We start from the raw sequence: 26,587 nt of genomic DNA on the forward strand, positions 1-26,587 counted from the left end.
ACTAAGACGCGGGGAAAGCGGACAGGGAAACCGAGGAAACAGAAACATGAAATCAAACTATGTCGTTAGCGGATGGAACATCCCCTGCCAAAATTTGGCAGGGGAGGGGTCAGTTCGCTTCAATTAAGCCGTATTTCCCGTCTTTGCGGCGATACACGATGTTCGTGCGGTTTGTTTCCGCATTTGTAAAGATGAAGAAGTTATGCCCAAGCAAGTTCATTTGCAAAATCGCTTCTTCGCTGTTCATTGGTTTTAAGCTGAAATGTTTGGTGCGGACAATTTCAAATTCTTCTTCATTCTCCGCAGCCGCATGGTTAGGCGCGGCAACTGCTTGTTTTGTCTCTTTATCGCGATCGCGCAATTTGCGGTTTACTTTCGTTTTATGCTTGCGGATTTGTCTTTCCAATTTATCGGCAACTAAATCAATGGCCGCATACATATCGTCATGGCGTTCTTCCGCCCGCAATAACAAATTCGGCATTGGAATCGTCACTTCAATTTTTCCTTGTTTATCATTATATACTTTTAAATTCACATGGACATGTACATCTTCCGTGTGATCTAAATATCTTTCCAATTTCCCGATTTTTTTCTCTACATACTCACGCAATGCCGGAGTTACTTCGATGTTTTCCCCGCGAACGTTATAGATCATTGCTGATCCCCCTTTAAATTAAACTATAGTTTCTATATTCTACAATACCCATAAAACCCCTGCCTGAATCGGCAAAATGTTTTTTTGAAAATTTTGTGAAAGGGCAAAGAAAAGCATCAAAGAAATATGGTAATATTTACACAGGAAATACATCCTTATTTTTACAAATTTGTTTTTCTAGTAAATCGAAATTGTTAATAGGAGTGTGGCAGTATGCGAAAAATACATATTTCGGAAGCGAAAAGCGGCGACATTCTTGCTGCCGATATCTTCGGCGGCAACGGCGCGATTCTGCTGCCAAAAGGAGCGGCGCTAACCAACCAATACATCCGCTCGCTGCAACTGAAAGGGGTTCAATATATTTGCATTCACGATGAACAGACGGATGATATCGCCTCGCGTCCGCATTCGAGCGGCCCGGCAACCAACAATGAACAAAGTCTATGAAGCGATGACAGCATTGGTCGAACAACAAAACTAGCAAGCTGCGTTTTTTCACTAGACCTAGGGATGGGATATCAAAAAGGGTTTAAAGAAATGCTAGACTACTGGTTAAGCAAAGAAAATGGCTTATTTCGATTTAGTCGGCTCTAACGGCTGCTTTTTCTACCATACCGTCCGCTCAGACCGATCGTGCGCATCGGCAAAAACCTGTACAGTGAAAAAGGGAGAAGCCCATACGAAATCGATTTGCATAAAGAAATGAACGCAACGATCGTAAAAAACACCGGGCTCCACGCCATGGAGCCCGGTGTTTTCATTGCTCCACATACCGTTTTAACAGCTGGGTGGTGGTCATCTTCCACGCTTGAAACACGGGGGAAAGATGCTGCTCGATAATACGCTGCTTGATGTTCGTATCGCCAAAATTTCCATCTAATTGATACGCTTCTTCCAGCACATCGGAAAACAGCCGCAAGTGATAGACGATGTCCGTTTCCTCAGCAAACAGCTGGCATAAATGGACGTTCGTTTTGCCAATCTGGGCAAACGCCGCAAAAATATCGGCTAGCACCTCGTCCCCTTGCGTCCGCTCGTAATTGACAAAGCTTTCTTCGACATAGGCAAACCCTTCCTCGATCGTATCGAGAAGCTCCACGTATCGCTGCACCATTTCGAGTTGTGGAGTCGTTAACATCGTCATACATATCACAACCTATCGTTTTTTATCGTAAAACATGCCGTCTATTGCTAAAGACTGCTCATATGGATTTATGTAATGATGATTCGCTATTTTCTTCTGACGCATCATTGTTAAATCACGCTGAATTTGCCGCTTCAGCTCCCGCAATTGCGCATCAATCTCTTGATTCCACTGTACGATTTGCCGGCCAAGCCGTTGTTCTTCCTCGCTATACGGCGGACGAAGCTCGGCCATGAGCTTTTCCCGCTCGGCAAGCAGCCGCTCGATGGCGGCGATCTTTTCGTCGCGCGCTTCCGCTGTTATCGGCATAGCGACAAGGTCCCGCAGCTCTTTCGTCACCGCCCATATCTCGCGAACGACTCTCATTACGCCTGCCCGCCTTGCGCGTACTGCCGCTGCCGGTTGATTTGGATTACTTGCTTCCACGTATCGCGAAACTCGGTCACATACCCTTCGACTTCATCCAAAATCGCCGCATCGTTTTTCACGTTCGCCTCGACAAGGCGGCGGTAAATGTAATCGTACATCGTCATCATCGACTTCGCTACGTCATACTCCATATTCAACGTCACCATCAGCTCGCGAATAATGTTTTGCGCCTTGATCAAGTTTTCATTTCGCGCTGGGATATTGTTTTCTTCGATCGCCTTGCGCGCCAGTTTAATAAACTTTAAGCAGCCGTTATACAGCATCAGCGTCAGCTCGCCTGGCGACGCCGTCTGCACGGCGTTCACCTGATAGTTTTGATACGGATTGTTCATGGTCATCTCGGTCACTCCTTTTTCGGTCATGATGGAATCACACGCTTCACGAAGCGAGGCATTACGCAGCGCAAGCATTCATCCAGCTTTTTTGTTATCCCTGCATTCCCCCGCCAAAGGCGTTCATTAAGTACATGCTTTGCTGATTGGCGCGCTGGATCGCTTCTTCCATCGCCGTAAACTGCCGCCAATAGCGGTCTTCGATTTGTTTGAGGCGGTCTTCAAACCGATCGATCTGCTCGTTAATTTGGATTAAATCGCGGCCGATCGCAAACTGCTGGTTCGTCCAAATTGTTTTCCCCGCCTTCTGCTCGATTTTGCCGATCGTATCTTTAATCGTATCTCTTAAGCGGCGGGCAATGCCTTTTTCGGAGTAATTGGTGCTATCATTATTAAATAAGCGGTAAACCGCGTCCGGATTTTCTTGGATTTTCTCGCGAAGCTTCGTTTCGTCAATAATGAGTTTGCCGCTATCCAGGTAGTTAGACGAAGTGGTAATGCCGATTTCGGCAAGCTGGGAAAAACCGCTCGTAATATTAGAGCCCTCTACTTTTGTATAAAGGTCCATCCGCATCTTGCTTAAACCGCTTGACAAAATCGAATCGCCGCGCAGCATCCCGCTTCGCGCCTTTTCTTCCCAAAGCTCAATTTGCTTTTCCGTCATTGCTTCTTTTTGTTCGTCTGTAAGTGGCGGATAATCGCGGTAGCGTTCTTCTTTCAGCTCGGCGTTGATTTTGTCGATGGTTTCGTTGTATTTGTCGACGAATGCTTTAATGGCATTGAAAATCGAATCCGTATCTGTTGCGGTAGAAATCGTTACCGTTCCCGTTGGCTTGACGTTTTTTAACGTATACGTCATGCCGTTGATCGTAAACGTGTTCGTCGTACGTTCTGTCTCTAGCCCGTTAATTGTAAATTTTGCGTTTGTCCCTGAACCAGGGTCTTGCTGAAGCATGTTGGTGCCGCTATCGATCGCAAAACCAAGCTCCTTAAGCAGGTCGCCGCCAGATACGACTTCAATAGACGCCCCGCTTCCTGTCTCATTTTTCGTCATGACCATTTTTTTCGTAAACTCATCATAAAACACGCTGACTCCTAGATTCGTGTTTTGATTCAGCTTTGTAATAATGGAATTTAAACTGTCATTTTGCGGATCAATCGAAATGTCTACCGTTTCCGCTGTCGTGCTTCCCGGCTTTGTCACATTTAATGTTAACGTAATAGGACTGGTAAATTGAAAATTTCCGCCACCAGTCGTAAACGTTACATCTTGTAACTTTGCGTTTGGATCGACGCTGCCGCTAGTCGTAGTAATCGTTGCTGACGTCCAACGTGCCGCCGACGCCAACTGAGTAATATTTCCAATTTCGACGGTTTGGTTCGCTGTCACACTCGTCGCAACAGCGGTCACTACACTTTCGTCCGAACTCGTCACCGTTTTTTTCATAAAAGTGCTTTGACGATAGATTCCATCGAAAACAAGCGTATCAAGATCTTGCAGTAATTTGTTCATCTCGCGGTAATCATCGCGCTGCCATTCTAATATTTGTTTCTTTTGCTTTAACTTATCCAGCGGCATCCGTTCCACTTTCATTAAGTCCTTAACGATCTGATCGATATCCATCCCGCTCGCCAGTCCGCCAATGCGCATCGTACTTGCCATTTTCACTCACCACCATTAAATTTTTTTATCAACAATTAAGCCGACAAATTCCATCATTGCCGCGTACATATCCAACAGCTTTTTCGGCGGAATTTCGCGAATCACTTCATGTGTCCGCTCATCGACAATTTGCACGTAATACTCCTTCAGCTCGTCATGCAGCTCAAACTTAATGGACGTATGGCTTGGCTGCAGGAATTCGTTTAAGCCTTTCACGACTTCTTCCAGTTTTTCTTTCGGGAGGTCTTGCTGCGGAGTTTCTGAAGCGCTCGCATGGTTGTGCTTTTGCGACTCTATCACACTGGTTTCCTTTTCATTGCGAATACGTTCATAGAAATAAGATAGAGAATGTGAAGAAACCCGTTCCACCGACATAAACGCCCGCTCCTTTGCATGAACACTATCTATTGTTTATATCGGATGGAGATGGGGAGTTGTGAAGGGGGAGGGGAAAATAAAAGAACAGGGGATTATTTCTTGTGTACAATATATTCATACTCTCCCCGGAATCCTTATAAAATATTGTTCTTCTACCTCTATTTGCTTCTTGCTTGTGTGAAAAATATATAATTCCTTCTCCGGAAAAGTTTTATGCTACTGCTTATAACCATTCCATGCATCGGACGCACTATGATACCGATTGATCACTGTCATTTCCTCAATGATACGTTTGTCATTTTGCGAATAAGCCGAAACAGCCTCTACCAAAACAAATTGATTCGGATATTGCTTACGTCTCTCTGACCATTTCATTTGTTGGTCTCCATTTCTTTTTATTTATTTTATCGCTAATCACCTTACACACATATAAAAAACAACATCTTTAATTTAAACGATGACAGTTTTAACCCTAAAAGTTCCTCTCCTTTAGTAACAATGAGAACAATGAACATTAAGCTGCACCCCATTACTAATCAAAAGGGATACAATTTTGCGAAACCCTTTTTCACGAAAATCATCAGGCATGATCACAATCAACGTGTAATCGGCGAGCGAATGGTAAAACTGCATTTTTCGGCCCGCCTTCTCCGCATACCACTTGTAACGCGTCGAACCATATAGTCCGAAATATTCGGCAATCCACTTTCTGCCGTTTTGTTCGATCACCCAGTCAGGGATGTATACTTCGTCATATTCGTGGTTCACAAAACGACATCCTTCTCTTTCCACTTTCCCATCAACGACCGCGCGAATCAAAAAGTTATGGATTTCTAGTTCTTCTTTTGAATCGCACAATTGCCCGTCCACGCCTACAAGTAAGCGAAACTCCTCGGGGGAAAATGTGTATTCCGGGTAGGATTCCATAATCCAACGGTAAAATTTGCTGTCGTAATGGCGATCGACCATGCTGATAAACCGCGGGAAATGCTTGCGAAAATACGCCCGGTTTAACCGCGGCAACTCCTCACGGCCGATCCCCCGCTTAGCACAAAACGTCCGCAGCGCCTGCACCCGGTTTTGCGGCGAATGCCAATGTTGGTTTGGCACACGCTGAAACTCTGTCACATCATACTTACCCGGAAACACCGCCTCTATAATCTCAATCGGCGAACCGTGATATTCATGCAACAGACCAGTCAACCCTTCCTCCATCAGCCGCTGTTTCGTCATAAAACGCGGGACATCCTGTTCGGCTATTTTCTCCCTGTCAATCAAATCCATAATTGCCCGTTTTACATTGTCGATATCTTTCCAATAGCCATTTGGTTTTGTGTGAAAATCATCGAGTGAAAATTGGTTGGGGAAAAGATACTGGATGAACGCTGAAGGAGATCCGCGGTGATGTTTTAACGCTGCACTAAAACGATATTGCAAAAGCATTTGTTGCGTCACTTTCTTCGGCACGTCTTCGAACCGAATCTTTTCTTGACGAAGCATGTCCATAAACTGCTCTCTCAAAAATTCGCGGTTTGTTGCATAACCTTGAGGAATTTTTTTAAAATCCGTTTCTTTAAAACGGCCGGGGTATAGGGCGTTCATAAGGCGAAATGGAGAATAACCGTACCGCTTTAAAGGATTGGAAAATCCCCATTCGACAAGCACATATCGATTTACTTTTTGAGGGATCTCCTCAATCTTGATTCCCTCTTTATCCAAATACCACTCCAAACGTTTACGTATATTTTCAACATTACGCCAATAATCAACTGGGACACGGTAGAAGTCGAATTCATTATATTGGTTAGGGTAAACAAACTTAATGAGCCGACGGGGAGATTTAAACCGATTCAAAACTCCCCAAAGTTTTTGTTCTCCAATAATCTTTTTATTTATCTTCGGAATTTGTTCCCTTGATAAACCAAGTTGTACTTCTAGCACATAGCGTACCAAGATAATGACATTTTCGTCCTTTTCCCATGTCCCTGCCGGAAGCGCCTTTCTCTTTCCAGCTAGCAATTCTTTGTACACACCTACAATCGGGAATTGCTCCAATTCGTAACAAGGAATTGTCCGATATTCATTTGTATCCGTCACTTGAATCACCCCTTACGATTATAGCATATATACAAACATACGTTCTATATAATTTTAAAATTTTTTGTCTTATCATCCTAACAAAAGAAATACCGAGGAATCCAAATGTCCCTCGGTATGTTTTCTCGTTTTAACGAAGCAATTGCAATACTCCTTGTGGTTGTTGGTTGGCTTGCCATGCCTCAACGTCTTTCGAACGTTGTGTAGACTACATCTTCACCTTTCCAGCTTGCCGCTGGCGAAGGGCTGGGCGCTTCGGTTCGGCTATCTTGCCTCCCCTACGGACTTCATCACCATAGCGTTTCGCCTTAGGTGGTATGTCCTAGTCGTTGAACCTTCTCCACCCTTTCGGGACAGGAGCTTGGCTGCTGGTTGCCCATTGTTGCATCTTTCTTTTTTCCAGCCGTCACACCTGCCGTTTCCAGCTACGTTGTGGCAAGGAAAGTTTTAGGGCTTCCCAGCAATTCACCCAGTGATTCTCTTAGCCGTTTCCAGCTAAGACGCCCTGCGAACCGGATTACCGAAGCAGCTGCAACACAGCCTGCGGCAGTTGGTTTGATTGAGCCAACATCGCTTGTGCGGCTTGCGCCAAGATGTTGTTTTTCGTAAACTCCATCATTTCTTTGGCCATCGTGCCACCCGCCCTTTCGGTACGGGACAAGACTACATCTTCACCCTCAGCTTTACCTGTTAGGGGCCGGGCGCTTCGGATGAACGAGGACGATGGAAAATCCTCTTCACCCTACGGACTTCATCACCATAGCGTTTCGCCTTAGGTGGTATGTCCTAGTCGTTGAACCTTCTCCACCCTTTCGGGACAGGAGCTTGGCTGCTGGTTGCCCAATCCTTTGACTTTTCAAGCCATCACGCCTGCCGTTTCCAGCTACGTTGTGGCGTCAAAGGCTCTAAGGGGTTTCCAGCAATTCACCCGGTGATGCTCCTAGCCGTTTCCAGCTAGGACGACTCTGCCTGTCGCTGCTTAGGCAGCTAAGGCATAATCAACGTCACGGATGCGAGACTCAGCGGCTGTTAAGTTTTCTGCAGCTGTACCTAAGTTATTGATTGTGTGCTCTAAACGGTTTTGGTATGCACCAAGCTTAGAACGCTCAGCTGATACATTTTTGATTGCATCATCAATAACATCGATTGCAGCTGTAGCGTTAGCATTAGTAGAAACATCTAGAGCCTTAAACTGTCCAGTGCTTGTAGTTCCATCAGTAACATCAGTAGCTGTTGTATAAGTAGCTACTTTACCTGATGAAGCAGTTACAGTTGTTCCTGTAGCAGTTGCTACTTTTAACAAAGTAGACGTTGCACGCATATCACTAATATTTATCCCAATGCTTTGACCACCATTTGCACCAATTTGGAATGTTAACCCATCGGTTGCTGGAGTCGGGTTTGTTGTTCCAGCTGTTAAACCAATCGCTGATAAGTTACCAGAAGTTGCAGCATTTATTGTAATTGAATCAGTAGTGTTAGTAGCAGTGATTTCGATTTTGCCACTATTGTTAGTGACAGTTACACCTGGACCTAAGGCTGTCTGTAAATCATTAACTAAGTCAGCCATTGTCTTAGTTGTACCATCATAGTCCTGGTTTAATGTAACAGTTTTAGTAGTGGTGCCAATATCTACAGTAAATACTAAGTTTGCACTGCTAAAATTCGTACCTGCCCCAAGAGTAACTGCACTTCCAGTTACCTTTGCAGCTGCAGCAGGTGAACCAGCTTTTGTTCCATCAAGTAATTTTTGAGTGTTAAACTCTGTAGTATTCCCAATACGGTTAATTTCCGATGTTAATTGGTTAATCTCTTTTTGAATTTCCCCACGATCAGTAGTAGTATTTGTATCGTTTGCTGCTTGAACGGCTAACTCACGCATACGTTGAAGGATAGAGTGAACTTCGTTTAAAGCCCCTTCTGCTGTCTGGAGGAGTGAGATTCCGTCCTGTGCATTGCGTGACGCTTGCTCTAACCCACGAATTTGCCCGCGCATTTTTTCAGAGATGGCAAGACCCGCCGCATCATCACCAGCGCGGTTAATGCGAAGACCAGAAGATAGTTTTTCCATGTTTTTCGCTGCTGCGCTTTGACCGATCGTCAACTGACGGTACGTATTCAATGCGGCAATGTTGTGGTTAATTCTCATCTTCTTTTCCTCCTTGAAATTTTTTTATTCCACGTCCTTGTGGAATGATAGATTCGCAGATAGATAGAAAGTCGGCCGCCTTCGTCTCTATCCTGCTTTCACTTTTATTATCGTCAGCAAGTTTTCCTTGTTTAATACTTTTATAGACTTTTTTTATAAAAAATCGGTCATTTTTGAACAAAAGTAAAAATCCCCCTAATGCCATTTAGAGGGATCGTTTTATTTGTTCATTTAATTTTTGTAATAAATCTTTGGAGACGAGAGACGCTTCGCTATTTTCTTTTTGGATGGCGAGATAGATTTCTTTCCGATGAACTTCAACATGTTTCGGCGCGTTGATACCAAGCTTCACTTGATCTCCTTGGATGGCGAGAACAGTGATTTCGATGTCATCGCCGATTTGAATCGCTTCTTTCAGTTTGCGTGTTAACACAAGCATCTGCTCCCGCCTCCTTTATTTCACTTCATCTTTTTTTCAGGGAATAGCCGATGTTTCGTTTTATACGGTGTATTCGTTAAAATTACTTGTTTGCCGAGCTTCTTTTCATAGTTCAGCACAATCGGCGCTTGCAAATTGGCAGTCGTGTTGTCAAACGGGTCAGCAACCGTGAGAATGACATATACTGCCACTTCTTTTTCTGAAGAAAGTTCGAGCTGCGTTACCGTTTGTTCATCAAGTTCGATATCGTAATCCGGAAAATACCCTAACGGATCAATCATCGCAAATCCGAGTGCTGGCGTTTTAACCGATTGTAAAATAACAAACGGGGTATCCTCAAGCGGCAATAAAACGAATTGTTTTTCGTCTAAAAAACCTGGAATACCGCACTCGAAATGAAAAATATCCTTTTCATTAATTTCAATTTCACCATGATATTTTGTACGAAGTTTCATCGTTTCACACCTTTTTACTAAATGGAAATTTCAAAATTAGTACCAACAAACCGTAAGTTGACGAAATCGATTTTTAAAGAATTGCGCTGCGCAAGATCTATCGTCACTTTTCCCGGCGTATAGTGAATCATCGGCTTGTTTATTTTGGCGCGAATAATCGGTTGATGGACTTTTACATCTATGTGCACTTTTGCTGGTTCAAAGTTCGTTTTTACACTAAAGAGAGAAGGAATCCAGCCAATATTGAAGTCGTATATCGGATCCTCGCTGTTTTCTTTTGCCTGCTCGGCGATCGGATTACCCCCGTCTTCAATTCTCATTAATTCATCTCCTTGTCTAGAGACTCGAGCAATGCCTTCCAACCAGTCTTCATAACCTTTTTCGGCAAATTCTTCAATGAGTCGGAAAATACTCTTCAAATTCATATCTTCCCATGCTTTTGTTTGGTCAATGGTTAGTTTGGCTGGTGTCGTTTCAATCTTCATTTCTGCCGGAGGTTGCTGCAGATCAAGCTCTGCTGGCGGCTGTTTAATTTCCTGCACAGGCGGAGTTGTCTTGATCGCGATTTTCGCAAAGGTAGATTGTAAACGAATTTGCGGCAGTTTCATATTTCATTCCCTCCTAGAGGAAAAGCTATCTTGTCCTCACAAGATAGCTTAACGTAAAAAGTCAAGGAGCGTCGGCTGAATAATGCGGGCACCAACACCTAGCGCGGCGCGATGTACACTTTCTTGTGTTTTTAAATCAGTGATGACACGTTCTATATCGGCATCCTCATTATCTGATAACATGCGGTTGGCGATAATTTCTTGTTGATCAACTCGGTTTTCCATCAATTCGATTCGATTCATGCGCGCCCCCAATTCCGCGCGAGCGTTTAGGAAATTGTTAATATGCTTATCAATATAACTAAGGTATTGATTTAAATCCTTTCCTGATTTTGTTGGATTATTCAAATCTTGATTCAATAACTCTAAATCACTGAACAACCCATTTCCCGGTTGTGGGGGAGTATTCGCGCTGTCGTAACTAAACACTTTTGTTGGATCAACGTTGACTGGAATATAAATCCCTTTCGATAATTCGATTTTGACTTCATTTTGGTTCGTCGACACTGGCGGCGTTCGGTTTAAATCCACTGGCTGCTGCAATGTATTGGTACCATTAAAAATATATTTATCTCCGACCTTCGTATTCGCAATCGTAACAAGATGGTCTGTCAGCTGCTGAACTTCTTGCGCAATCGCTGCACGTTGGCTTGCTTCATATGTATCATTGCTCGCTTGCACCACAAGCTCGCGAATTCGCTGCAATACTTGTGTTGCCTCATCAAGCGCCGCGTCCGAGTTTTCAATCCAATTGTATGCTTCGGAAAAGTTCCGCTTAAATTGCTCGACTTCCGTTAAATTCGTGCGATACGCCATTCCTTTCATTGCAACAACCGGATCATCAGAAGGACGATTAATTTTTTTCCCTGTTGACAGTTGATCTTGATATTTGCCAAGTCTCGCATAACTAGTACTCAAATTTCTAAGCATATTCTCTGCCAACATTCCTTGCGTTACGCGCATTTTCATTCACCTACCTTCCTACAATGCCCATGCCGTTAATAATTTTATCGAGCATTTGATCGATGACGGTAATTTGACGTGCCGCTGCATTGTAAGCGTGCTGAAATTTAATCATATTTGTCATTTCTTCATCTAACGACACAGAGCTGACCGACTGGCGACGCTCTTCGACTGATTGCCGCAACACTTCGCTGTTATTTTTCATCCGCTCCGCTTGTTGGCCGTCAACGCCGAGCTTTCCAATCCAACCCTCGTAGTTAGATTTAATTGTACCGCTTGTTAAAGGAAGAGGGGGATTAAGATTTGATAAATTTACATTTATATTGTCTATTAGGCTTACACCTGAAGATGATACAGAAGATAAAAGTATTTGTCCGACACTGGCTAGGTTAAGAGCATTGTTTCCATTCCCCGGTTTACCATCCGTTGATGCTGCAATTTTCGAAAGATCATCAATTGCCGCCGATAACTTAATGTCCTTAGCAGCTCCCTGAACGTTCAATATGTCATCAAAAAATTTCACATCACTTGTATTGTTAAGTCCGCGTCCCTGTTCATGAATAGCGTTAAATACTTTTACAAACGTATACGCTAGTTTATCCAAATTATCCATCATCTCTGGATAAATGCCTTTTACATTTCCTGAAGAGTCTTGATAACCGAATGATTCTATCAATCCGAGTAACTTCCCAGATGTTGAAATGGAAACTCCGCCTACCTGCACGCCGCTGACAAAATCCTTTCCGTTATTTCCATTAATACTTCCGTATGAAACAGAAAGTGTATTCACCGTACTTCCATCAACTAAGTAAATTGGTTTGTTGTTACTGTCTAAAATTGGATTTCCATTACTATCTACTAGATAAATTTTATATACGCCTTCCGCAATCTTTAACGCATTTCCGCCGCTTGGCACCTTTTCGACCCGCACATTAATAAGTTGTGAAAGTTGATCGACAAGGCGGTCACGTTCATCATATAAGTCGTTTGGCAAATAGCCGTTCGGCTCGATTTCGCTGATTTGCTGGTTGATTTGACTAATTTGCTGGGCCAACGAATTAATCTGTGTGATCGTAACATCAATTTGGCTCCCCAAATCTTGTTTAATTTGTGATAACGAATCATACAAATAATGAAATGTATCAACTACTGCTTGTCCGCGTTGACGAACGACCGAACGCGCCCCTTCATTTTCCGGATTGACGCTTAAATCTTGCAGCGACTGCCAAAACTGATCCATCGTTTTCGCTAAACCGCTGTCTGATGGCTCGTTCATGATATCTTCCATTTTTTTTAGGGCGTCTGCCCGTGCTTCCCAGTAGCCAAGTTTGTTATTTTCCCCGCGGTATTGCAGGTCTAAAAAGCTGTCACGCACCCGCTCAATGGAACCCGCTTCGACCCCCGTCCCCATCTGTCCCGGAATTTGCAGGCGGTTCATCGAAGCTGGCGGATATGGTTCCGTTTCGACAAAATTAACGCGTTGGCGTGAATAACCTGGTGTATTTGCATTAGCAATATTATTACTGGTTACATATAAAGCCGATTGCTGAGTAAACAGCCCTCTTTTCGCTATTTCTAAGCCTTGAAACGTGGAGCCCATTATATTTCCCCCAATGCTTAAAATTATGCCTTTGAATCAAATAACGATGGACTGCTTTCATATGAAGCTGTAGACATATTCGGTTTTTTATAATTCACTTCTGGCGGCTGCGACATGATCATACCTAGCATCATATGGACAAACTGCAACGATTGCTGGAGAAGCTGTTGGTTTAATTCATTAATGTTTCTAAGCTCTGCAACGACCGCCACCAAATTGTTTCGCAATCTTTCTAAAGCTCGGCGCTCCGGTTCTTCCACTAGTTCCATACATGCCGTTAATGTCGGCTCTGCCTGCGTATGGCCTAATGCGCTGATGATCTTTTCTACAGCAAGAATCCGTTCCTTCTCGATTTGTTTCATTGCGGCAATATACTTTTGTTCCTCTTTCATCATTTCGCTGAGGGCTTCCATATCGCCTTTCTTTAACACTTCTGTTTTTTTGTTTGCTAACTCCAGCAAGCCTTTATGCAGTTTCACATACTTTTCTAGCAACTCTATTAATTGTTTGGCAGACAATCCAATCTCTCCCTAAAAAGTGCATAAAAATTAAATCAGTATGGTGTGAATATTGATTTAATTTTTAAAGTAAAATTTGTATATACTTTTCGCGATGGCCTTCGCATCAATTTGATAGGTTCCGTTTTGCACTTGTTCCTTTAACTTGCGCACTTTCTCTTGATGCTCGACCATCGACTGAGAAATTTGCTGCAACTCTTTCGCCGCCGCGGAAATTTCCACTTTATCTTGATCTTGCTTAGCTACAGGCTTTTTCGCCTGCATCTCTTTATCGAATTGACGTCTGTAAGGATTAACACCCGTCAAGCCGAAATGGTTAATTCTCATGAAAATCCCCACCTTTTGTCTCTATGCCGTTTCCGTATCTCCTATCTATATTATCGGCAACCGAAAAAGATTGTTTACAAAAAATCGAAATTAATTCTCAGCACTCTCTTTCGTATAATAAACGTTCTTCACTTGACGGTGCTTTTTCATTTCTTCTTCCTTTTGCAGCATTTCTAATTGTTTATTCAAGTCTTTTGAACAGTTTGCGCACATTCTTCCTTCACGAATCAGCCTGCCGCAGCGGTCGCAAGGATATCCTAAATTCGGGAATTGAGCGAGTTGTAGACGTCTACTTTTAATAAATTTCATCAGCAGCGACTCCTTCACTCCTGTTGCGTCTACAATTTGCGCCATTGTCGCCATGCGATTTTCCCTTTTGCGCAAAAAGCGGTAAACTTTCTCGAAAGCCTCTTCTTCTTCTCTATAACAGCTCTCGCAAATATCGCGAAACGGATTTTTTACAAATAGGTTTCCGCAGTTTGGGCAATTTGCTAAATTCATTGTTTCCCCTCCCAATATTCTTCCTTCATTATAAGACAAATAAAAAACGCTTACGTATAAATATTGATAATTAATCCTTGAATTTCCCCGATGGTGCTTAAAAGGTCAATTCCTTGTTTTTCTTTTTGCAATACGGCATTCGTTAAATCAATCAACTTTTTGTCCACTTCTCTCACTATTTTGTACAAGCGCGAACGCCCGCTCCAATTGAAACCGTGTTGCTCGGATAATTGCAAACCGTTTTTTACCACGTCATCGAGCAACTTTTTCACAAGCTTTTTATATTTTCGCCAATCTTCCACCGAACGCGATTCTGCCAGAATTTTTCCTTGTTCTTCGATTTCTTTCACAAGTTGCTGAAACCGTTCGAACGCGAGTTCTTCCTTTTGCTTGGCCACGACTTCTGCAAACGATACGGACGCTGAGGCTGTTGCTTCCTTTTTACTTACATTCATCATGTTTGCTTTTGTGACTTTTTGAATTTCCACATAAATCTCCCCTATTGTTGTTCAATGCACTTAATTAATTTTAAAATTTCTCCAATGACTGCATAAAGCTGCGAAGGAACGCGATTTTCCGGGTCAGCTAAATGCTTGACAAGCGATGAATCGGTTTGGATGGGAATGTTTTGTTGTTGCGCCTGCTTGATGATTTCGTTTACCGTATTGGTTTTAGACTCTGACAGTTGATCGGCTCCTTTTTGGTAACTTGTCAACGCGGAAAAATAATGTGGATAACCGTTTTTCATACCCTTAAATCATAACCTTTCTCTTTGTTTGTTTCTTTCGCTTGCGTTGTTTCTGCCCCTATTGTTTGTTCTTCTTGTTCATTCATTTTCGTAAAAGCAATTCCTTTTACACTGTAGCCGATCGCTTCCAAGTTCTCTTTCGCCATCTCTGTCAACGATTTTAAGGCTTCGGCAAGTTTTTCATTGTCCGTTTTAATGGTCAGCGTTAAATTTCGTTCCAATGCCTGAAGCAAAATTCCGATTTTCCCGTATTTTTCTGTATCCAGTAAAAAGTATAAGCTGCAGTTTTGCCAATCAAGCTTCTCTCCATCATTTCGAGAGTTTAAATAAATATGGACCGTTTCCATTTGATCGCGCAATAATATCGGCAATTGATAAAACATCGTTTGCATATGATTGTTCGCATCAAATTTGCTTAACAGCTGCTGGCCTGTCATATTCGCTAAAGCGTGCTCGGCTTGCGATACAATCATGCCAGGTTCTCCCTGGCTTAATTTCATCAACAGCGCCTTTATATTTTGCGGTTCAATGGCTGGCTGCTTCAACAATAAGGCACGGGAAACATCTTGTTCATGCTGAAAACCTAATTGCCGAAATTGCTCAAACATATTCCGCGCTGAAACTTCCTCGCCTAGCGGAAGCTTTAATGTTCTTGCTAGTTGCGAAAAAAGCTGCTGCTTCGGCATCGCTTCTTGCTCATTGAAATGAAAAGCGGAAACAAAATGCTTTATTTTTACATCCGCCGGCTGAAAGCGAAGTCCTCCAAGCAAATCCTTGACTTCATTCACGATTGTTAAAGCATCGCTCTGCTTTCCCTCCATAAGCAGCTGCTTTGCTTCCGCCAATTTCGCGCTCGCCTGAAGCATTTGCTTCTCCGTTTTCATGTCGGTAAAAAGCATAAATTCTCCTTGCAAAATAGCGCGGTCTAGCGTATGAATCACGGCTTCGACGAATTGTTTTGCCTGCTGGCGCGCCAATGTTTGCCCACTGTTCAACAAAAATGCTGCGTTTTCCAGCTTCTTGTTCATCTCTATTTGCAGCTTTTTAAAATCCAGCGCCGCTTGCGAGAGTTTTTCTGTAATCGTTTTAACGATCATATCTTTTGTTTGGACGGGAATGGTTTGAAACCATTCCTCATTCCAATATGGCAGTTCCGTTTGTTGTCCGTTCGTTTCTTCTCCTCCTGCAGAAATGCGTTTTTTTGACGAGTTTTTTTGATCTTCTAATAAGTCAGTTTTCGTTTGAGAATCGAAAATCTCCTCTCCGCTGTTAACAGCCTTCCTGTTGTCCTCCTTCGAATATGGCAAATGTGGCAAAAGATCGAGATGATCTGCCAACTGTCTTAATATCTGGCCGAATGGCTCGCCATGCAGCGCTTCGTGGATGGACTGCAAATGCAATTTGGTTACTTCAAGCTTTTTATTCGCAAGCGTCTGTATCGTTTCCAGTTTTTCATTCAGCGTCCCCTCTGCTTTTTCGAAAAAACGCCTTAATATCGCTTTCTCTTCCTTAGATAGATGAATTCCTTGCGACAGCAAGATTTGTTCCGCTTTCTCTAATTCACTAACAGGGAGCAACCCATCGGCTGTGTCATTCGTTTCCGCTGTTTTCAGTACCGCTTGCACTTGCAAAACATGGTCTTTTATGCCGATAATTTGCACAGCAAATTTATCTTCATTCGGGATTTCGCCTTGAAAACGAACGTGCACATCCTGTCCTTTAACAGTGATAATCGCTTCATTGTTGCTTAATTTTTCCTTCATCGTCGCGAAAAATGTTTCTCCCTCTTTCAAGGGAAACGGAAAGAGAGTTGCCATTGGCTCGTTCATGATTAAATCGCTGCGAATTTGCATTCATTTCACGCTCCGCTCTATCCTTGCTATTTTTTATATCGGCATGTTTGCCCTCGATATTAACCTCTTGCCAATGTGAACGAAGAAACAGAAGCGGCGCCAGCCTTAAGCAACACCTTCGCCGCATGCCTTAACGTTGTCCCTGTCGTATAAATATCATCGATTAACACAATATGCTTGTCCTGTAAAGGCATTTTTCCTGAAAACTGAAAGACGTTTTCCGTCTGCAATCGCTCACGGCGCGATTTTTTGGATTGTTTTTCAAGGTGATGGCGTGTGAGGATATCGTGGATGGGGAGAGCGAGTAGTTCGGCAAGCGCCTTTGCCTGGTTAAAGCCGCGTTCGTACAGGCGCTCGGCACTGAGGGGAATCGGAACGATCAGAAAGGTATGGTCAAAATGACGATAAAATTCACGGCAAAACTCTTCTTCAAATGCTTGGATAATCACGTAGTCGCCGCGAAATTTCCAAAGCGCAACCACTTCTTTCATAAATTCATTGTACATATACACCGACCGATTTTTCGTTAACACGTCTTTCCACTCGCCGTCCGCTTGCCAACGAACACAATCCGTACATAATCGTCCTTGACGATGGGATGGTTCCAAGCCGGCAAACGGACGGCCGCACATATCGCAAATTTCTCCGTTAATCCTCATAAACGCATGGCGGCATTTCGGACAAAGACAATCCACTTTTGCTAATGTCAGCAAATGCCGCCAACTCAGCATCGGATTGTACGGCGTATGGCAAATTAAGCAATTCATTGCGCTTTCAACAGCCCCCTTTCCGCCGCCTCCTTATTCATTCTCTCCATCTGCCGTTTCGCCGCGATCATTTGCCGCGTCTTTCCGTAATGGAAAAAGCGGATGTCGCCGCTCGGATATTGGGCGCTTCGGCCGACGCGGCCGGCGATTTGCACGAGCGCGCTTTCCGTAAAAATGTCGTCTTCGGCACCAAGCACGGCGACATCGATGTTTGGAACGGTCACGCCGCGTTCCAAAATCGTCGTAGTGACAAGAAGCGGAATGCGTCCGTCGCGAAACGCCTGCACTTTCCCGGCGCGCTGCGGATCTTCCGCGTGAACGCCTTCGATCCGCTGATCCCATTGCTTGAGGATGCAAACAACTTGCTCGAGCACATCAATATGGGGGACAAACAAAAACGCTTGTTTTGCCGTGTTGAGGCGGGATTGGACCCAGGCGAGGACATTGCGGGGAAGGCGTCTATGCTTTAACTGCCTGCGCCAGTTGCCGCACCATTCGAAAGATGGAACAGGAAGGGGAAAACCGTGGTAGCGGGCGGGAATGGTAACCGCTTTTCGTTTGCCGCGCTTGATTTCCTTTTGCCAGGCTGGATGAGGAGTGGCGGTTAAATAAATCAGGCTCGATGCCTCTTTGCGCGCTTTGGCGGCGGCATATTCCAGCATCGGCTCGACCGAATACGGGAAGGCGTCGACTTCGTCAATCACCATCACATCAAAAGCGCGGGAAAACCGTAAAAGCTGATGGGTGGTGGAAAGGACAAGCGGGGCGAATTTGCCGCGGTCGTCGCTACCACCGTACAAGACGATCAATGGGACACTTGGAAATGCTTGTTTCAAGCGAGGGGCAAGCTCGCGCACGACGTCGGTTCTTGGTGTGGCGATGCATACGCGCTTTCCCATTTCTAGCGCCCGCGCGATACCCGGAAACAGTACCTCCGTTTTGCCGGCGCCGCACACCGCCCATACGAGCAATTCGCCATTGTGCACGATCGCTTCCGTTACCGCATCGGCGGCCCGCTGCTGGCCTTGGGATAACGTTCCATTCCAAGAGAGCGGGGAAAGATAGCGATCCTGTGGGAAAGAAAAGCGGGATACGACAAGCGGGGTGCATGCGCTGACACGTCCCATCATGATGCATTTGCGGCAATACGTACAAACGGTTTGGCAGCGGGCGCAAGGAAACGATGCGAAAAAATGATGCTCCTCGTTTCCGCACCTCATGCAGCGCCATCCATGCTTTGTTTTCATCATCCCTTTTTCGTAAGAAAGATAGCCGTGTTCGTAGTGAGCTTGAATGAGATCGAGAGGAAATGGAAGTTCCTCAAGGAGAAGCTGTTTTCCCTCAAGAAAAGAAAGGAGTTCTGGGGAGTTATGAAACTCGGGGTGCAGCGGGATAGAAGGCATGGAATCGATATGGCTAATCGGTTTAGCAGCTGGATCATTGGCTTTTGCCAATACTTCGGGGATCAATCTTCCTTCACTCACGATAAAACGCATACGTTCCCTCCATTTTCAGATGGTCCATCCCTATGCCGCATAAGGCTTGCGGCATAGGGAAAGCAACACTACGGCTGATACCATGTTAGTCCTAACGCGCCTTCGCCAAGATGGGTGCCGATGACAGGGCCGAAGTAGCTGATCATAAAATCGACATGCGGATACTTGCTTGCTAGCTCTTGTTTCCACTGTTTGGCATCATCAGGGCGGTTGGCGTGAATAATCGCCGCTTTGAGCGGCACTCCTTTGGCAGCGTCTTCGGCAAACAATTCTTCAATGCGTTTTACTGCTTTTTTGCGCGTGCGAATTTTTTCAAACGGAACAATCACTTTGTTTTCAAAGCAAAGCAATGGCTTAATTTGCAAAAGTCCGCCGATGAACGCCTGCGCTCCCGTCAGCCTGCCGCCGCGCTGCAAATGCGATAAATCGTCCACCATAAAGTAAGCGCGCAGCGTTTTTTTCATTTCATCCATTCGTGCGATGATCTCTTCCGGCGTCTTCCCATCAAGCGCCATTTCTGCCGCTTCGATCGTGTAAAAACCTTGGGCCATGCAGCTGATTTCCGAATCGTACGCGTACACCTTCAGGCCATCGACCATATTCGCCGCCGTCAGCGCTCCTTGATACGTGCCGCTAATACCGCTTGAGAGATGGATGCTTACGACCGCGTCGTAGCCTTCATCACGGAGTGATGTAAATAATTCGACAAACTCGCCAACCGGAGGCTGGGACGTGGTCGGCAGTTCTTTTTGTTGCCTCACTTCTTCGTAAAACTGCTCGGCCGTAATATCGATTTCCTCGCGGTACGTCTCTGCGCCAAAAGTAACGCTGAGCGGAATCATATGAATCTTGTACCTATCTCGTACTTCTTTCGGAATATAAGCCGTGCTATCGGTGACAACAGCAGTTTTCATTCGTTCCTACCTTCCTCGCCTATATAGTCTTTAATACCTATTATAGCGAAAAGTGGAACGAATTTCATTAATTGTTTGGCAACAAATATAAGACCATCTTTGCCGAATGCTCACCAAATCTGACAGGTGCCAACAATGTCAAAAACGAATGTATTAGCGCACTTCGACCCATCCATTTTTAATCGCTACGACAACCGCTTGCGTACGATCGTTGACATTTAGTTTTTGCAAAATATTGCTTACATGATTTTTTACCGTTTTTTCGCTGATGTACAGCGCTTCGCCAATTCCACGGTTGCTTTTTCCATCCGCCAGCAGCTGCAATACCTCGCATTCGCGGCGCGTTAACAGATGGAGCGGCCGGCGCACTTCCTGTTTTCTGATTTTGCTTTCGTCTTTGCCCGAGGCCAAACGGCGGTATTCGCGAATTAAATTATGGGCCACTTTCGGATGCAAGTACGACCCGCCTTCTGCGACGACTTTTACCGCTTCAATTAATGTATCGGCGTCCATCTCTTTTAATAAATAGCCTGTCGCCCCTGTTTGCAGCGCGCGCATCACATAATTTTCATCGTCATGAATGGAAAGCACGACAACTTTCGTCTCAGGATACGTTTCCACCAACTGTTTCGTTGCCTCGACCCCGTTTATGTTTGGCATGTTAATATCCATCAAAACGATGTCTGGCCGATATTGTTCGACAATGGAAAGCACTTCACTGCCATCCGCGCCATCGGCGACGACTTCAAATTCTTCCTCAAATTCTAAAATGCGTTTAATCCCTTCCCGAAATAGTTGATGATCATCAATGATTGCAATGCGAGTTTTCATTTATGCCTCTCCTCCCTTTTTCATCCTGCATTGGAATGTTCAGTGGAATGCGAATAAACACCGCCGTACCGAATCCCACTTTGGAACGAATCGTTAACGTTCCTTCCAGTAATTCGACTCGTTCTTTCATGCCGATCAGCCCAAAGGCATTTTCTTTTTTGACATTGGTGTCAAATCCTTTACCGTTATCTTTTACCATCACAAGCAGCTGATCGCTATTGATCTCCATCTTTACTTCAATGTGCGTCGCTTCCGCGTGTTTAAGGGCATTTTGTACTGATTCTTGAACGAGTCGAAATACGGCTACTTCCATACGGGACGGCAGTCTCATTTCTTCGCCGACGTGCACAAAGGAGACGGTAACCCCTTTACTATAGTCTTCGATGGTTTGTAGGTATTTTTTAAGTGTAGGCACTAAACCTAAATCGTCAAGAGCCATTGGTCTTAAATCATAAATAATCCTGCGCACTTCGGAAAGGGCGGAACGAACCATTTTTTTAAAATCGCGGATTTCGGCAATCGCTGCGTCGATGCCGCGGTCTTTTAATACTTTCTCTAGCAGGTCGGAACGAATCATGACATGGGCCAGCGTTTGTGCAGGACCGTCATGAATCTCGCGCGACAATCGTTTTCGCTCCTCTTCTTGCGCTTCAATAATTTTAAGACCGAACTCTTGCTTTTGTTTCGCTCCTTCAATAAATTCTCCAACTTGGCGGAAATCGCTGTCCAAGTAATGAAGCACAACGGTAATTTGCCCGACTAAATGCTCCGCGCGTTCAATGATCTCTTTCAATCCGGCTAAGCGCCGCTCAAGCTCATCGCGCCGCAGCCGCAGCTGTTTTTCCCGTTCGCGAACCATCGCCAATTCCATGTGCAATGCATGCGCCTTTTCGTATGCCTCGCGAATCTGTTCTTCGGAATGGGAGGAAAAATTTTGGCTCACTTCGGAAAGGTGGCGGCGGGAAAGGCGCGCTTTTACTTCAAGCTCGTCCGCTTCGTCAATCGTCTGCTTCGTCAGCCGTTTAATTTCGATAAGCTCCCGCAGCAACCGCTCGTGTTCCTGGCGCGATTGTTCGCCAATTTGGAAAATTTCATTCTTGCTATGTTGAACCGTGTTGATCATTTTTTCGACAATTTGATCCAATTGTTTTGTATCGAAATGTTTGTCTGCAGACATGCCAAATCCCCCGTAAACTCCTAGTTCTGTCGCTGCCAGGTTTTATATTCCAGCGCCAAAAAAATTTATTTGAAGGAAAAATGTTGTCGATTTATAATAAGAAAAGCATCTACTTTATCAATCTATTTAAAATTAGTATAACATGTTTTTGTTAGAAATTAGGCAAACTTTTATCGAAAATTACAGCTCTTTTCTCTTCCAGCGAGGTGATTTTTGTTTTGTTACAAAAGTATTATACCGTAAAGGGGTACGGAGAAAACGAGATTATTATCGAAAAATCCCGTTTTATCTGTTATATCAATAGAGCCACAACGGAAGAAGAGGCCGTTCAGTTTATTCAAAAAATCAAAAAGAAGCATTGGGATGCGACCCACAACTGTTCCGCTTATATCATCGGCGAGCACGATCAAATTCAAAAAGCAAACGATGACGGCGAACCGAGCGGAACGGCAGGCATTCCTATGCTCGAGGTGCTGAAGAAAAAAGGGCTAAAAGACACGGTTGCCGTCGTCACCCGCTATTTTGGCGGCATTAAGCTTGGCGCTGGCGGTCTTGTCCGCGCTTATGGCAAAGCGGTATCCGAAGGGTTGAAAGCCGCAGGCATTGTCGAACGCCGCCTTGCGCGCGTCATGCATGTTACCATTGACTACACATGGCTTGGAAAAGTCGAAAATGAGTTACGCTCTTCGATATATATGATTAGGGACATCCATTATTCAGAAAATGTCAAGCTGGAAATTTTCGTTGATGAAACAAAAAAACAAACATTCATCGAATGGATGACGGAACTTACCAATGGAAGGGCGGAAATCGCCGAAGGGGAAACGGAATATCTCGAAACGGACGTCTCTTAAAGCGGGCGCACAGTCAAAACGATGAAAAGGAGTTTTTATGATGGTAAATGAAAGAAAACGGCTTAAAAAGATAAAAAAGAAAAAACGAAGAAGACGCATATTATTTGGGCTATTTGTTTTCAGTTTATTATTGTTAGTTAGCTGCTTAGGATATGCTTCATTTTTAATGCATAAAGCCGAATCGGTGATTAACAAATCGTATGAAGAGATCAGAAACGATAATGGAAAGCATCTGGACCCAAAAAAAGATAATTTCTCTGTACTGTTTATCGGCATTGACGATAGCAAGTCCCGCAATTTTAAAAGCGATACCCGATCCGATGCGCTTCTCCTTGCCACGTTTAACGCGAAAGACAAGTCGGTGAAAATGGTGAGCATTCCGCGGGATTCGTACGTATATATTCCGTGCAAAGACAAATACGATAAAATTACACACGCACATGCTTATGGAGGCGTAAAATGTACGGTCGAATCCATTGAAGATTTGTTTGATATTCATATCGATTATTACGTCAAAATGAATTTCTATGCCTTCATGGATGTGGTGGATGCACTAGGGGGAATCAAGGTCGAAGTGCCTTATGACATTAAGGAAAAAGATTCCGAAGACCACCGTAACGCGATTGTACTGAAAAAAGGAGTGCATACGTTAAACGGCGAAGAAGCGCTCGCCCTTGCGAGGACCCGAAAAAAAGATAACGATATCGAGCGCGGGAAACGCCAGCAAGAAATTTTAAAAGCCATTTTGAAAAAAGCAAGCAAGGCCAGTTCCATTACAAAATACGACGATGTCATCGAAGCGGTTGGAAACAATATGAAAACAAACCTCACATTTGATGACATTAAGTCATTAATTTATTATGTCACAAGCAGAAAAAATATCCATATCGAATCACTCCAACTCAAAGGGACAGACCAAAATGACGGGGTTTATTACTACCAGTTAGATGAGGAGTCTGTGCAAGAAGTAGCAGATACGCTTCGAAAACAGTTAGGGTCATCGGATGAATAGCGGATGGATAAAAAAGGTCATCTCGATACAGACGAGATGACCTTTTTTATTTCATTTTCTCATTTGCATAGCGAATGCCTCGCACAATTTTTAAAATTGGACGGTAGTTGTGACCAACTAATCCGATTTTTTCAGCGACTAACTCCAGCGCGAGCACGACAATGGCCAATATAACCATAGATACCCATGCGGCAGCTTTGGACAAAATGATGGCCACCAGTCCAAACAAAGCGCTCATGCCGTAAATAATGAGAACGGTTTGGCGATGGCTATATCCAAGCCGAAGCAAACAATGGTGCAGATGCGACTTATCTGGCGCTGACAATGGCTGTCTTTTAAGAAGACGGCGAATAATCGCAAAAAATGTATCTGAAATTGGCACACCCAAAATAATAACAGGAATAATAAACGAAATCGCTGTGACGTTTTTAAACCCAAGCAAGGAGAGAACAGAAATCATATATCCTAAAAACAGAGCTCCTGTATCTCCCATGAAAATTTTAGCAGGATGAAAATTATAAATCAAAAACCCTAAAATGCTGCCGAGCAAAATAAAACCCATGCCTGTGACAAACATGTCACCTTTTAAAATGGCCATCCAGGAAATAGTTACTAGCGCAATGGCAGAAACTCCAGCAGCTAGCCCATCCAGCCCGTCAATCAAATTAATGGCATTGGTAATCCCTACAATCCAAAGAATCGTTAATGGAATGCTTAAAAAGCCGAAATGCAATTGCGAGCCAAACGGCAAATTAATGTATTCCACTTGCACTCCACCAAATACAACAACGACAAAGGCAGCTAACAGCTGTCCCGCTAATTTCACTTTTGGAGAAAGTTCAAATAAATCATCCAAAAATCCGGTAATAATAATGATGACGCTTCCTAATAAAATCGGGACCTCAAACACATTATCCGGATCTAAAAACACAACTCCTACCATAAACGCGATATATATCGCCAATCCGCCTAAACGCGGCATTATTTTCTGATGCACTTTCCGTTGATTTGGACGATCAGTTGCGCCAATTTTAAACGCCAACTTTTTGACAAGCGGTGTTATAAGCACGGAGGTCATAAAGCAAATCAACAAGGTAATAAAATAAGCCATAAAAAATCCTCCTTAACTTTATCATAACCACTCATTCTTTTTTCTTGTCATCATGATTTTGCATTCCCATCAAAATATTGGGAAAAATAACACGAAATCACTATGTATCATTGGTGTCAATCCGGACATAGTATAAAAAAAGACATTTTGACTACCAATGAGGATTATAACATAGACATACAAACTATTAAACAATTAATTTCACACACTACTTGTTTCATAAACTTGCTTCTTTATATATCATTCGAAAAAAGTAATTCCTATAAGGGTAATGAGGACAAAAATGGTTTAGAAGTAATCAGAACAACGCTATCGTTTATACTAGTCTTTTACTTTGCATAAACGGATAGATATGTTGAAAAAATGTTTGCTATGGATGGATGTCAAATTTTCGAGGTAGGTAATGGTTATGTAGTATAATTCATGCATTTTGTATAATATTTTCACATTTTTGCTTGTCTACCATGTGGGTTATGGTACAATAAAAGTGAGGACCGTCTTCCGTTTTGTATCAGGATATAGATCGAGAGTGCGATGGACGGGTTGAGGCCACGAAAGATATCCCACGAATAGGTGGATATCTTTTTTTTATTTAAAAAAGCTAATATTCAACGTTGTTGAAACGTTGAATATTAGCTTAAACAGACAGACGGTCTATGATGATTTTAACAGTGAATATTTTCTTATTTTACAGTGGATATCTTCCATTTACTCAAATCTGGCGCAGACTTTTGGATGAGCTCTTTCGGAAAAATAAATGTCCACGGTTTTGTCGTGTTTGCTTTTACTTCCAAACGGTCAAGGACGAATCCTCCGCGTGCGACCACCTCACCTGCCGCGTCTTCTACTTGAAGCGGAAGCTGCTCAAGATAAATAGTTTGGTCGCTGCCGTTACGAATTAACACGGTGATGTGCAATCCATGTTCCTCCGTTAGCTTTGCCTGAAGGCCAAAGAAATTGACTTCCCCTGGCTTTGGCGGCTCAAGTTGATCCACGAATTGCCGTAATTTTTCCTTTTCTTCTTCAGGAAGCGCTTTTTCCCAGCTTTCCTCCAATTCCAAGCGATGCTTTGATTTTAATTCGAAAGCAAGCTTCCATCCTTCGCTTGGAATATCATCCATTTTTAATGTCGCATTTTCGAAAAGAAAGTGCCATGGCCGGCTGCTTTTTGCCGGAAGTTCCCCCATCTCCTCTAAATCGAACTCTTTCCGCGCAATGATCCCATCGTCTGCGCTTAACAATAAAAGCGTTGCTTTTCCAATTTGAATCGGCTTGGATAAACTATGGCGCACGAACGCGGATACAACCACGCCATCAGCTTCCCTTCTTAAACTAATGCCAGATAGGGAAATTTGGTTTGGTTTTAACGGCGGTAGTTCATTGTTTAAAAAGCGCAGCACATATTGCTCTTCAAGCGGCAAATTCCACGATGGATGCAAGGAAAGCTCTGTATAAACATCTTCGTCGCCGGCATCATCCGTTTCTTGAATGACATCTTGCGCAGAAACGGCGGTATCTCCGCCGCTTTTTTTCTTTTTCTTTAAAAAGGGAAACAACGTTTATTCC

32 protein-coding genes are annotated in these 26,587 nt (G+C 43.7%); 3 read left to right on the plus strand and 29 right to left on the minus strand.

Annotated features, from left to right (window positions below; all coding sequences use genetic code 11):
* Window positions 1-109: 109 nt before the first annotated feature.
* Window positions 110-655, minus strand: a complete 546-nt coding sequence (gene hpf, locus HT574_RS06550; RefSeq protein ID WP_175243942.1) for a ribosome hibernation-promoting factor, HPF/YfiA family — start codon at window positions 653-655, stop codon at window positions 110-112.
* Window positions 656-868: 213 nt separating this feature from the next.
* On the opposite strand from hpf, the gene HT574_RS06555 reads away from it, so the two are divergent.
* The gene (locus HT574_RS06555; protein ID WP_175243943.1) at window positions 869-1,102 is read left to right on the plus strand and encodes a hypothetical protein; all 234 of its coding nucleotides are present in this window, start codon (window positions 869-871) and stop codon (window positions 1,100-1,102) included.
* Between the two features lie 310 nt (window positions 1,103-1,412).
* Here the strand turns inward: HT574_RS06555 and HT574_RS06560 are convergent, their stop codons facing one another.
* The 26 genes from HT574_RS06560 to HT574_RS06685 all read right to left on the minus strand — a co-directional run bounded on the left by HT574_RS06560 (window position 1,413) and on the right by HT574_RS06685 (window position 22,044).
* Window positions 1,413-1,799, minus strand: coding sequence for a DUF8042 domain-containing protein (locus HT574_RS06560; protein ID WP_175243944.1), 387 nt, complete (start codon window positions 1,797-1,799; stop codon window positions 1,413-1,415).
* Window positions 1,800-1,811: 12 nt separating this feature from the next.
* The gene (fliT, locus tag HT574_RS06565) at window positions 1,812-2,165 is read right to left on the minus strand and encodes a flagellar protein FliT (RefSeq protein ID WP_175243945.1); all 354 of its coding nucleotides are present in this window, start codon (window positions 2,163-2,165) and stop codon (window positions 1,812-1,814) included.
* Entirely contained in the window at window positions 2,165-2,566 is a 402-nt protein-coding gene (gene fliS, locus HT574_RS06570; protein ID WP_042411066.1) for a flagellar export chaperone FliS, read from the minus strand. Before fliS ends, fliT begins: the two co-directional genes overlap by 1 nt.
* A gap of 88 nt (window positions 2,567-2,654) precedes the next feature.
* Window positions 2,655-4,223 (minus strand): flagellar hook-associated protein 2, encoded by a 1,569-nt coding sequence (locus tag HT574_RS06575; RefSeq protein ID WP_175243946.1) that lies wholly within the window; start codon window positions 4,221-4,223, stop codon window positions 2,655-2,657.
* Between the two features lie 15 nt (window positions 4,224-4,238).
* On the minus strand, window positions 4,239-4,598 hold the full coding sequence (gene flaG / locus HT574_RS06580; protein ID WP_175243947.1) for a flagellar protein FlaG: 360 nt from the start codon (window positions 4,596-4,598) through the stop codon (window positions 4,239-4,241).
* Window positions 4,599-4,817: 219 nt separating this feature from the next.
* Entirely contained in the window at window positions 4,818-4,976 is a 159-nt protein-coding gene (locus tag HT574_RS19830) for a hypothetical protein (protein ID WP_254698607.1), read from the minus strand.
* Between the two features lie 114 nt (window positions 4,977-5,090).
* Window positions 5,091-6,698, minus strand: a complete 1,608-nt coding sequence (locus HT574_RS06590) for a DUF4046 domain-containing protein (protein ID WP_175243948.1) — start codon at window positions 6,696-6,698, stop codon at window positions 5,091-5,093.
* Between the two features lie 517 nt (window positions 6,699-7,215).
* Window positions 7,216-7,329 (minus strand): flagellin, encoded by a 114-nt coding sequence (locus tag HT574_RS06595; RefSeq protein WP_014196766.1) that lies wholly within the window; start codon window positions 7,327-7,329, stop codon window positions 7,216-7,218.
* Window positions 7,330-7,677: 348 nt separating this feature from the next.
* Window positions 7,678-8,847, minus strand: coding sequence for a flagellin N-terminal helical domain-containing protein (locus HT574_RS06600; RefSeq protein ID WP_175243949.1), 1,170 nt, complete (start codon window positions 8,845-8,847; stop codon window positions 7,678-7,680).
* Window positions 8,837-9,028, minus strand: coding sequence for a hypothetical protein (locus HT574_RS06605; RefSeq protein ID WP_175243950.1), 192 nt, complete (start codon window positions 9,026-9,028; stop codon window positions 8,837-8,839). Before HT574_RS06605 ends, HT574_RS06600 begins: the two co-directional genes overlap by 11 nt.
* A 24-nt stretch (window positions 9,029-9,052) precedes the next feature.
* A complete protein-coding gene (csrA, locus tag HT574_RS06610) occupies window positions 9,053-9,286 on the minus strand; it encodes a carbon storage regulator CsrA (protein WP_175243951.1) in 234 nt (77 codons plus the stop codon).
* Between the two features lie 20 nt (window positions 9,287-9,306).
* Window positions 9,307-9,741 carry a flagellar assembly protein FliW gene (gene fliW, locus HT574_RS06615; RefSeq protein ID WP_175243952.1) on the minus strand — a complete coding sequence of 145 codons (435 nt, stop codon included), beginning with the start codon at window positions 9,739-9,741 and terminating at the stop codon, window positions 9,307-9,309.
* A 17-nt stretch (window positions 9,742-9,758) separates the two neighbouring features.
* Window positions 9,759-10,349 carry a DUF6470 family protein gene (locus HT574_RS06620; protein WP_175243953.1) on the minus strand — a complete coding sequence of 197 codons (591 nt, stop codon included), beginning with the start codon at window positions 10,347-10,349 and terminating at the stop codon, window positions 9,759-9,761.
* Window positions 10,350-10,397: 48 nt separating this feature from the next.
* Window positions 10,398-11,312, minus strand: a complete 915-nt coding sequence (flgL, locus tag HT574_RS06625) for a flagellar hook-associated protein FlgL (protein WP_175244197.1) — start codon at window positions 11,310-11,312, stop codon at window positions 10,398-10,400.
* A gap of 10 nt (window positions 11,313-11,322) precedes the next feature.
* Window positions 11,323-12,912, minus strand: a complete 1,590-nt coding sequence (gene flgK / locus HT574_RS06630) for a flagellar hook-associated protein FlgK (RefSeq protein WP_175243954.1) — start codon at window positions 12,910-12,912, stop codon at window positions 11,323-11,325.
* Between the two features lie 23 nt (window positions 12,913-12,935).
* Window positions 12,936-13,430 (minus strand): flagellar protein FlgN, encoded by a 495-nt coding sequence (locus tag HT574_RS06635; protein ID WP_175243955.1) that lies wholly within the window; start codon window positions 13,428-13,430, stop codon window positions 12,936-12,938.
* Between the two features lie 57 nt (window positions 13,431-13,487).
* On the minus strand, window positions 13,488-13,757 hold the full coding sequence (flgM, locus tag HT574_RS06640) for a flagellar biosynthesis anti-sigma factor FlgM (protein WP_175243956.1): 270 nt from the start codon (window positions 13,755-13,757) through the stop codon (window positions 13,488-13,490).
* 90 nt (window positions 13,758-13,847) lie between these two features.
* Complete coding sequence (locus HT574_RS06645) at window positions 13,848-14,258, minus strand: TIGR03826 family flagellar region protein (protein ID WP_175243957.1); 411 nt, start codon at window positions 14,256-14,258, stop codon at window positions 13,848-13,850.
* A gap of 50 nt (window positions 14,259-14,308) precedes the next feature.
* Window positions 14,309-14,746, minus strand: a complete 438-nt coding sequence (locus HT574_RS06650; RefSeq protein WP_175243958.1) for a YaaR family protein — start codon at window positions 14,744-14,746, stop codon at window positions 14,309-14,311.
* 11 nt (window positions 14,747-14,757) lie between these two features.
* A complete protein-coding gene (locus tag HT574_RS06655) occupies window positions 14,758-15,006 on the minus strand; it encodes a flagellar biosynthesis protein FlhB (RefSeq protein ID WP_175243959.1) in 249 nt (82 codons plus the stop codon).
* The gene (locus HT574_RS06660; RefSeq protein ID WP_175243960.1) at window positions 15,003-16,859 is read right to left on the minus strand and encodes a hypothetical protein; all 1,857 of its coding nucleotides are present in this window, start codon (window positions 16,857-16,859) and stop codon (window positions 15,003-15,005) included. Before HT574_RS06660 ends, HT574_RS06655 begins: the two co-directional genes overlap by 4 nt.
* 59 nt (window positions 16,860-16,918) lie before the next feature.
* Window positions 16,919-17,626, minus strand: a complete 708-nt coding sequence (locus tag HT574_RS06665) for a ComF family protein (RefSeq protein ID WP_175243961.1) — start codon at window positions 17,624-17,626, stop codon at window positions 16,919-16,921.
* Window positions 17,623-19,122: an ATP-dependent helicase ComFA gene (locus tag HT574_RS06670; protein WP_305798066.1), complete on the minus strand. Its 1,500-nt coding sequence runs from the start codon at window positions 19,120-19,122 to the stop codon at window positions 17,623-17,625. The genes HT574_RS06665 and HT574_RS06670 overlap by 4 nt, the downstream gene beginning before the upstream one ends.
* A gap of 68 nt (window positions 19,123-19,190) precedes the next feature.
* Entirely contained in the window at window positions 19,191-20,036 is an 846-nt protein-coding gene (locus HT574_RS06675; RefSeq protein WP_175243962.1) for a DegV family protein, read from the minus strand.
* Between the two features lie 153 nt (window positions 20,037-20,189).
* Complete coding sequence (locus HT574_RS06680; protein ID WP_017436409.1) at window positions 20,190-20,867, minus strand: response regulator; 678 nt, start codon at window positions 20,865-20,867, stop codon at window positions 20,190-20,192.
* Window positions 20,842-22,044: a sensor histidine kinase gene (locus HT574_RS06685; RefSeq protein ID WP_175243963.1), complete on the minus strand. Its 1,203-nt coding sequence runs from the start codon at window positions 22,042-22,044 to the stop codon at window positions 20,842-20,844. Before HT574_RS06685 ends, HT574_RS06680 begins: the two co-directional genes overlap by 26 nt.
* A gap of 218 nt (window positions 22,045-22,262) precedes the next feature.
* On the opposite strand from HT574_RS06685, the gene HT574_RS06690 reads away from it, so the two are divergent.
* Together HT574_RS06690 and HT574_RS06695 are read left to right on the plus strand one after the other, a co-directional pair.
* Window positions 22,263-22,898: a YigZ family protein gene (locus tag HT574_RS06690; protein WP_175243964.1), complete on the plus strand. Its 636-nt coding sequence runs from the start codon at window positions 22,263-22,265 to the stop codon at window positions 22,896-22,898.
* A 40-nt stretch (window positions 22,899-22,938) separates the two neighbouring features.
* Entirely contained in the window at window positions 22,939-23,910 is a 972-nt protein-coding gene (locus tag HT574_RS06695; protein WP_175244199.1) for an LCP family protein, read from the plus strand.
* A gap of 46 nt (window positions 23,911-23,956) precedes the next feature.
* Here the strand turns inward: HT574_RS06695 and HT574_RS06700 are convergent, their stop codons facing one another.
* Window positions 23,957-25,021: a glycosyltransferase family 4 protein gene (locus HT574_RS06700; protein ID WP_017436413.1), complete on the minus strand. Its 1,065-nt coding sequence runs from the start codon at window positions 25,019-25,021 to the stop codon at window positions 23,957-23,959.
* A gap of 683 nt (window positions 25,022-25,704) precedes the next feature.
* Complete coding sequence (locus HT574_RS06705) at window positions 25,705-26,577, minus strand: accessory Sec system S-layer assembly protein (RefSeq protein ID WP_175243965.1); 873 nt, start codon at window positions 26,575-26,577, stop codon at window positions 25,705-25,707.
* Between the last annotated feature and the right edge of the window lie 10 nt (window positions 26,578-26,587).

This window comes from Parageobacillus sp. VR-IP (assembly GCF_013357975.1).
Lineage (GTDB): Bacteria > Bacillota > Bacilli > Bacillales > Anoxybacillaceae > Saccharococcus > Saccharococcus caldoxylosilyticus.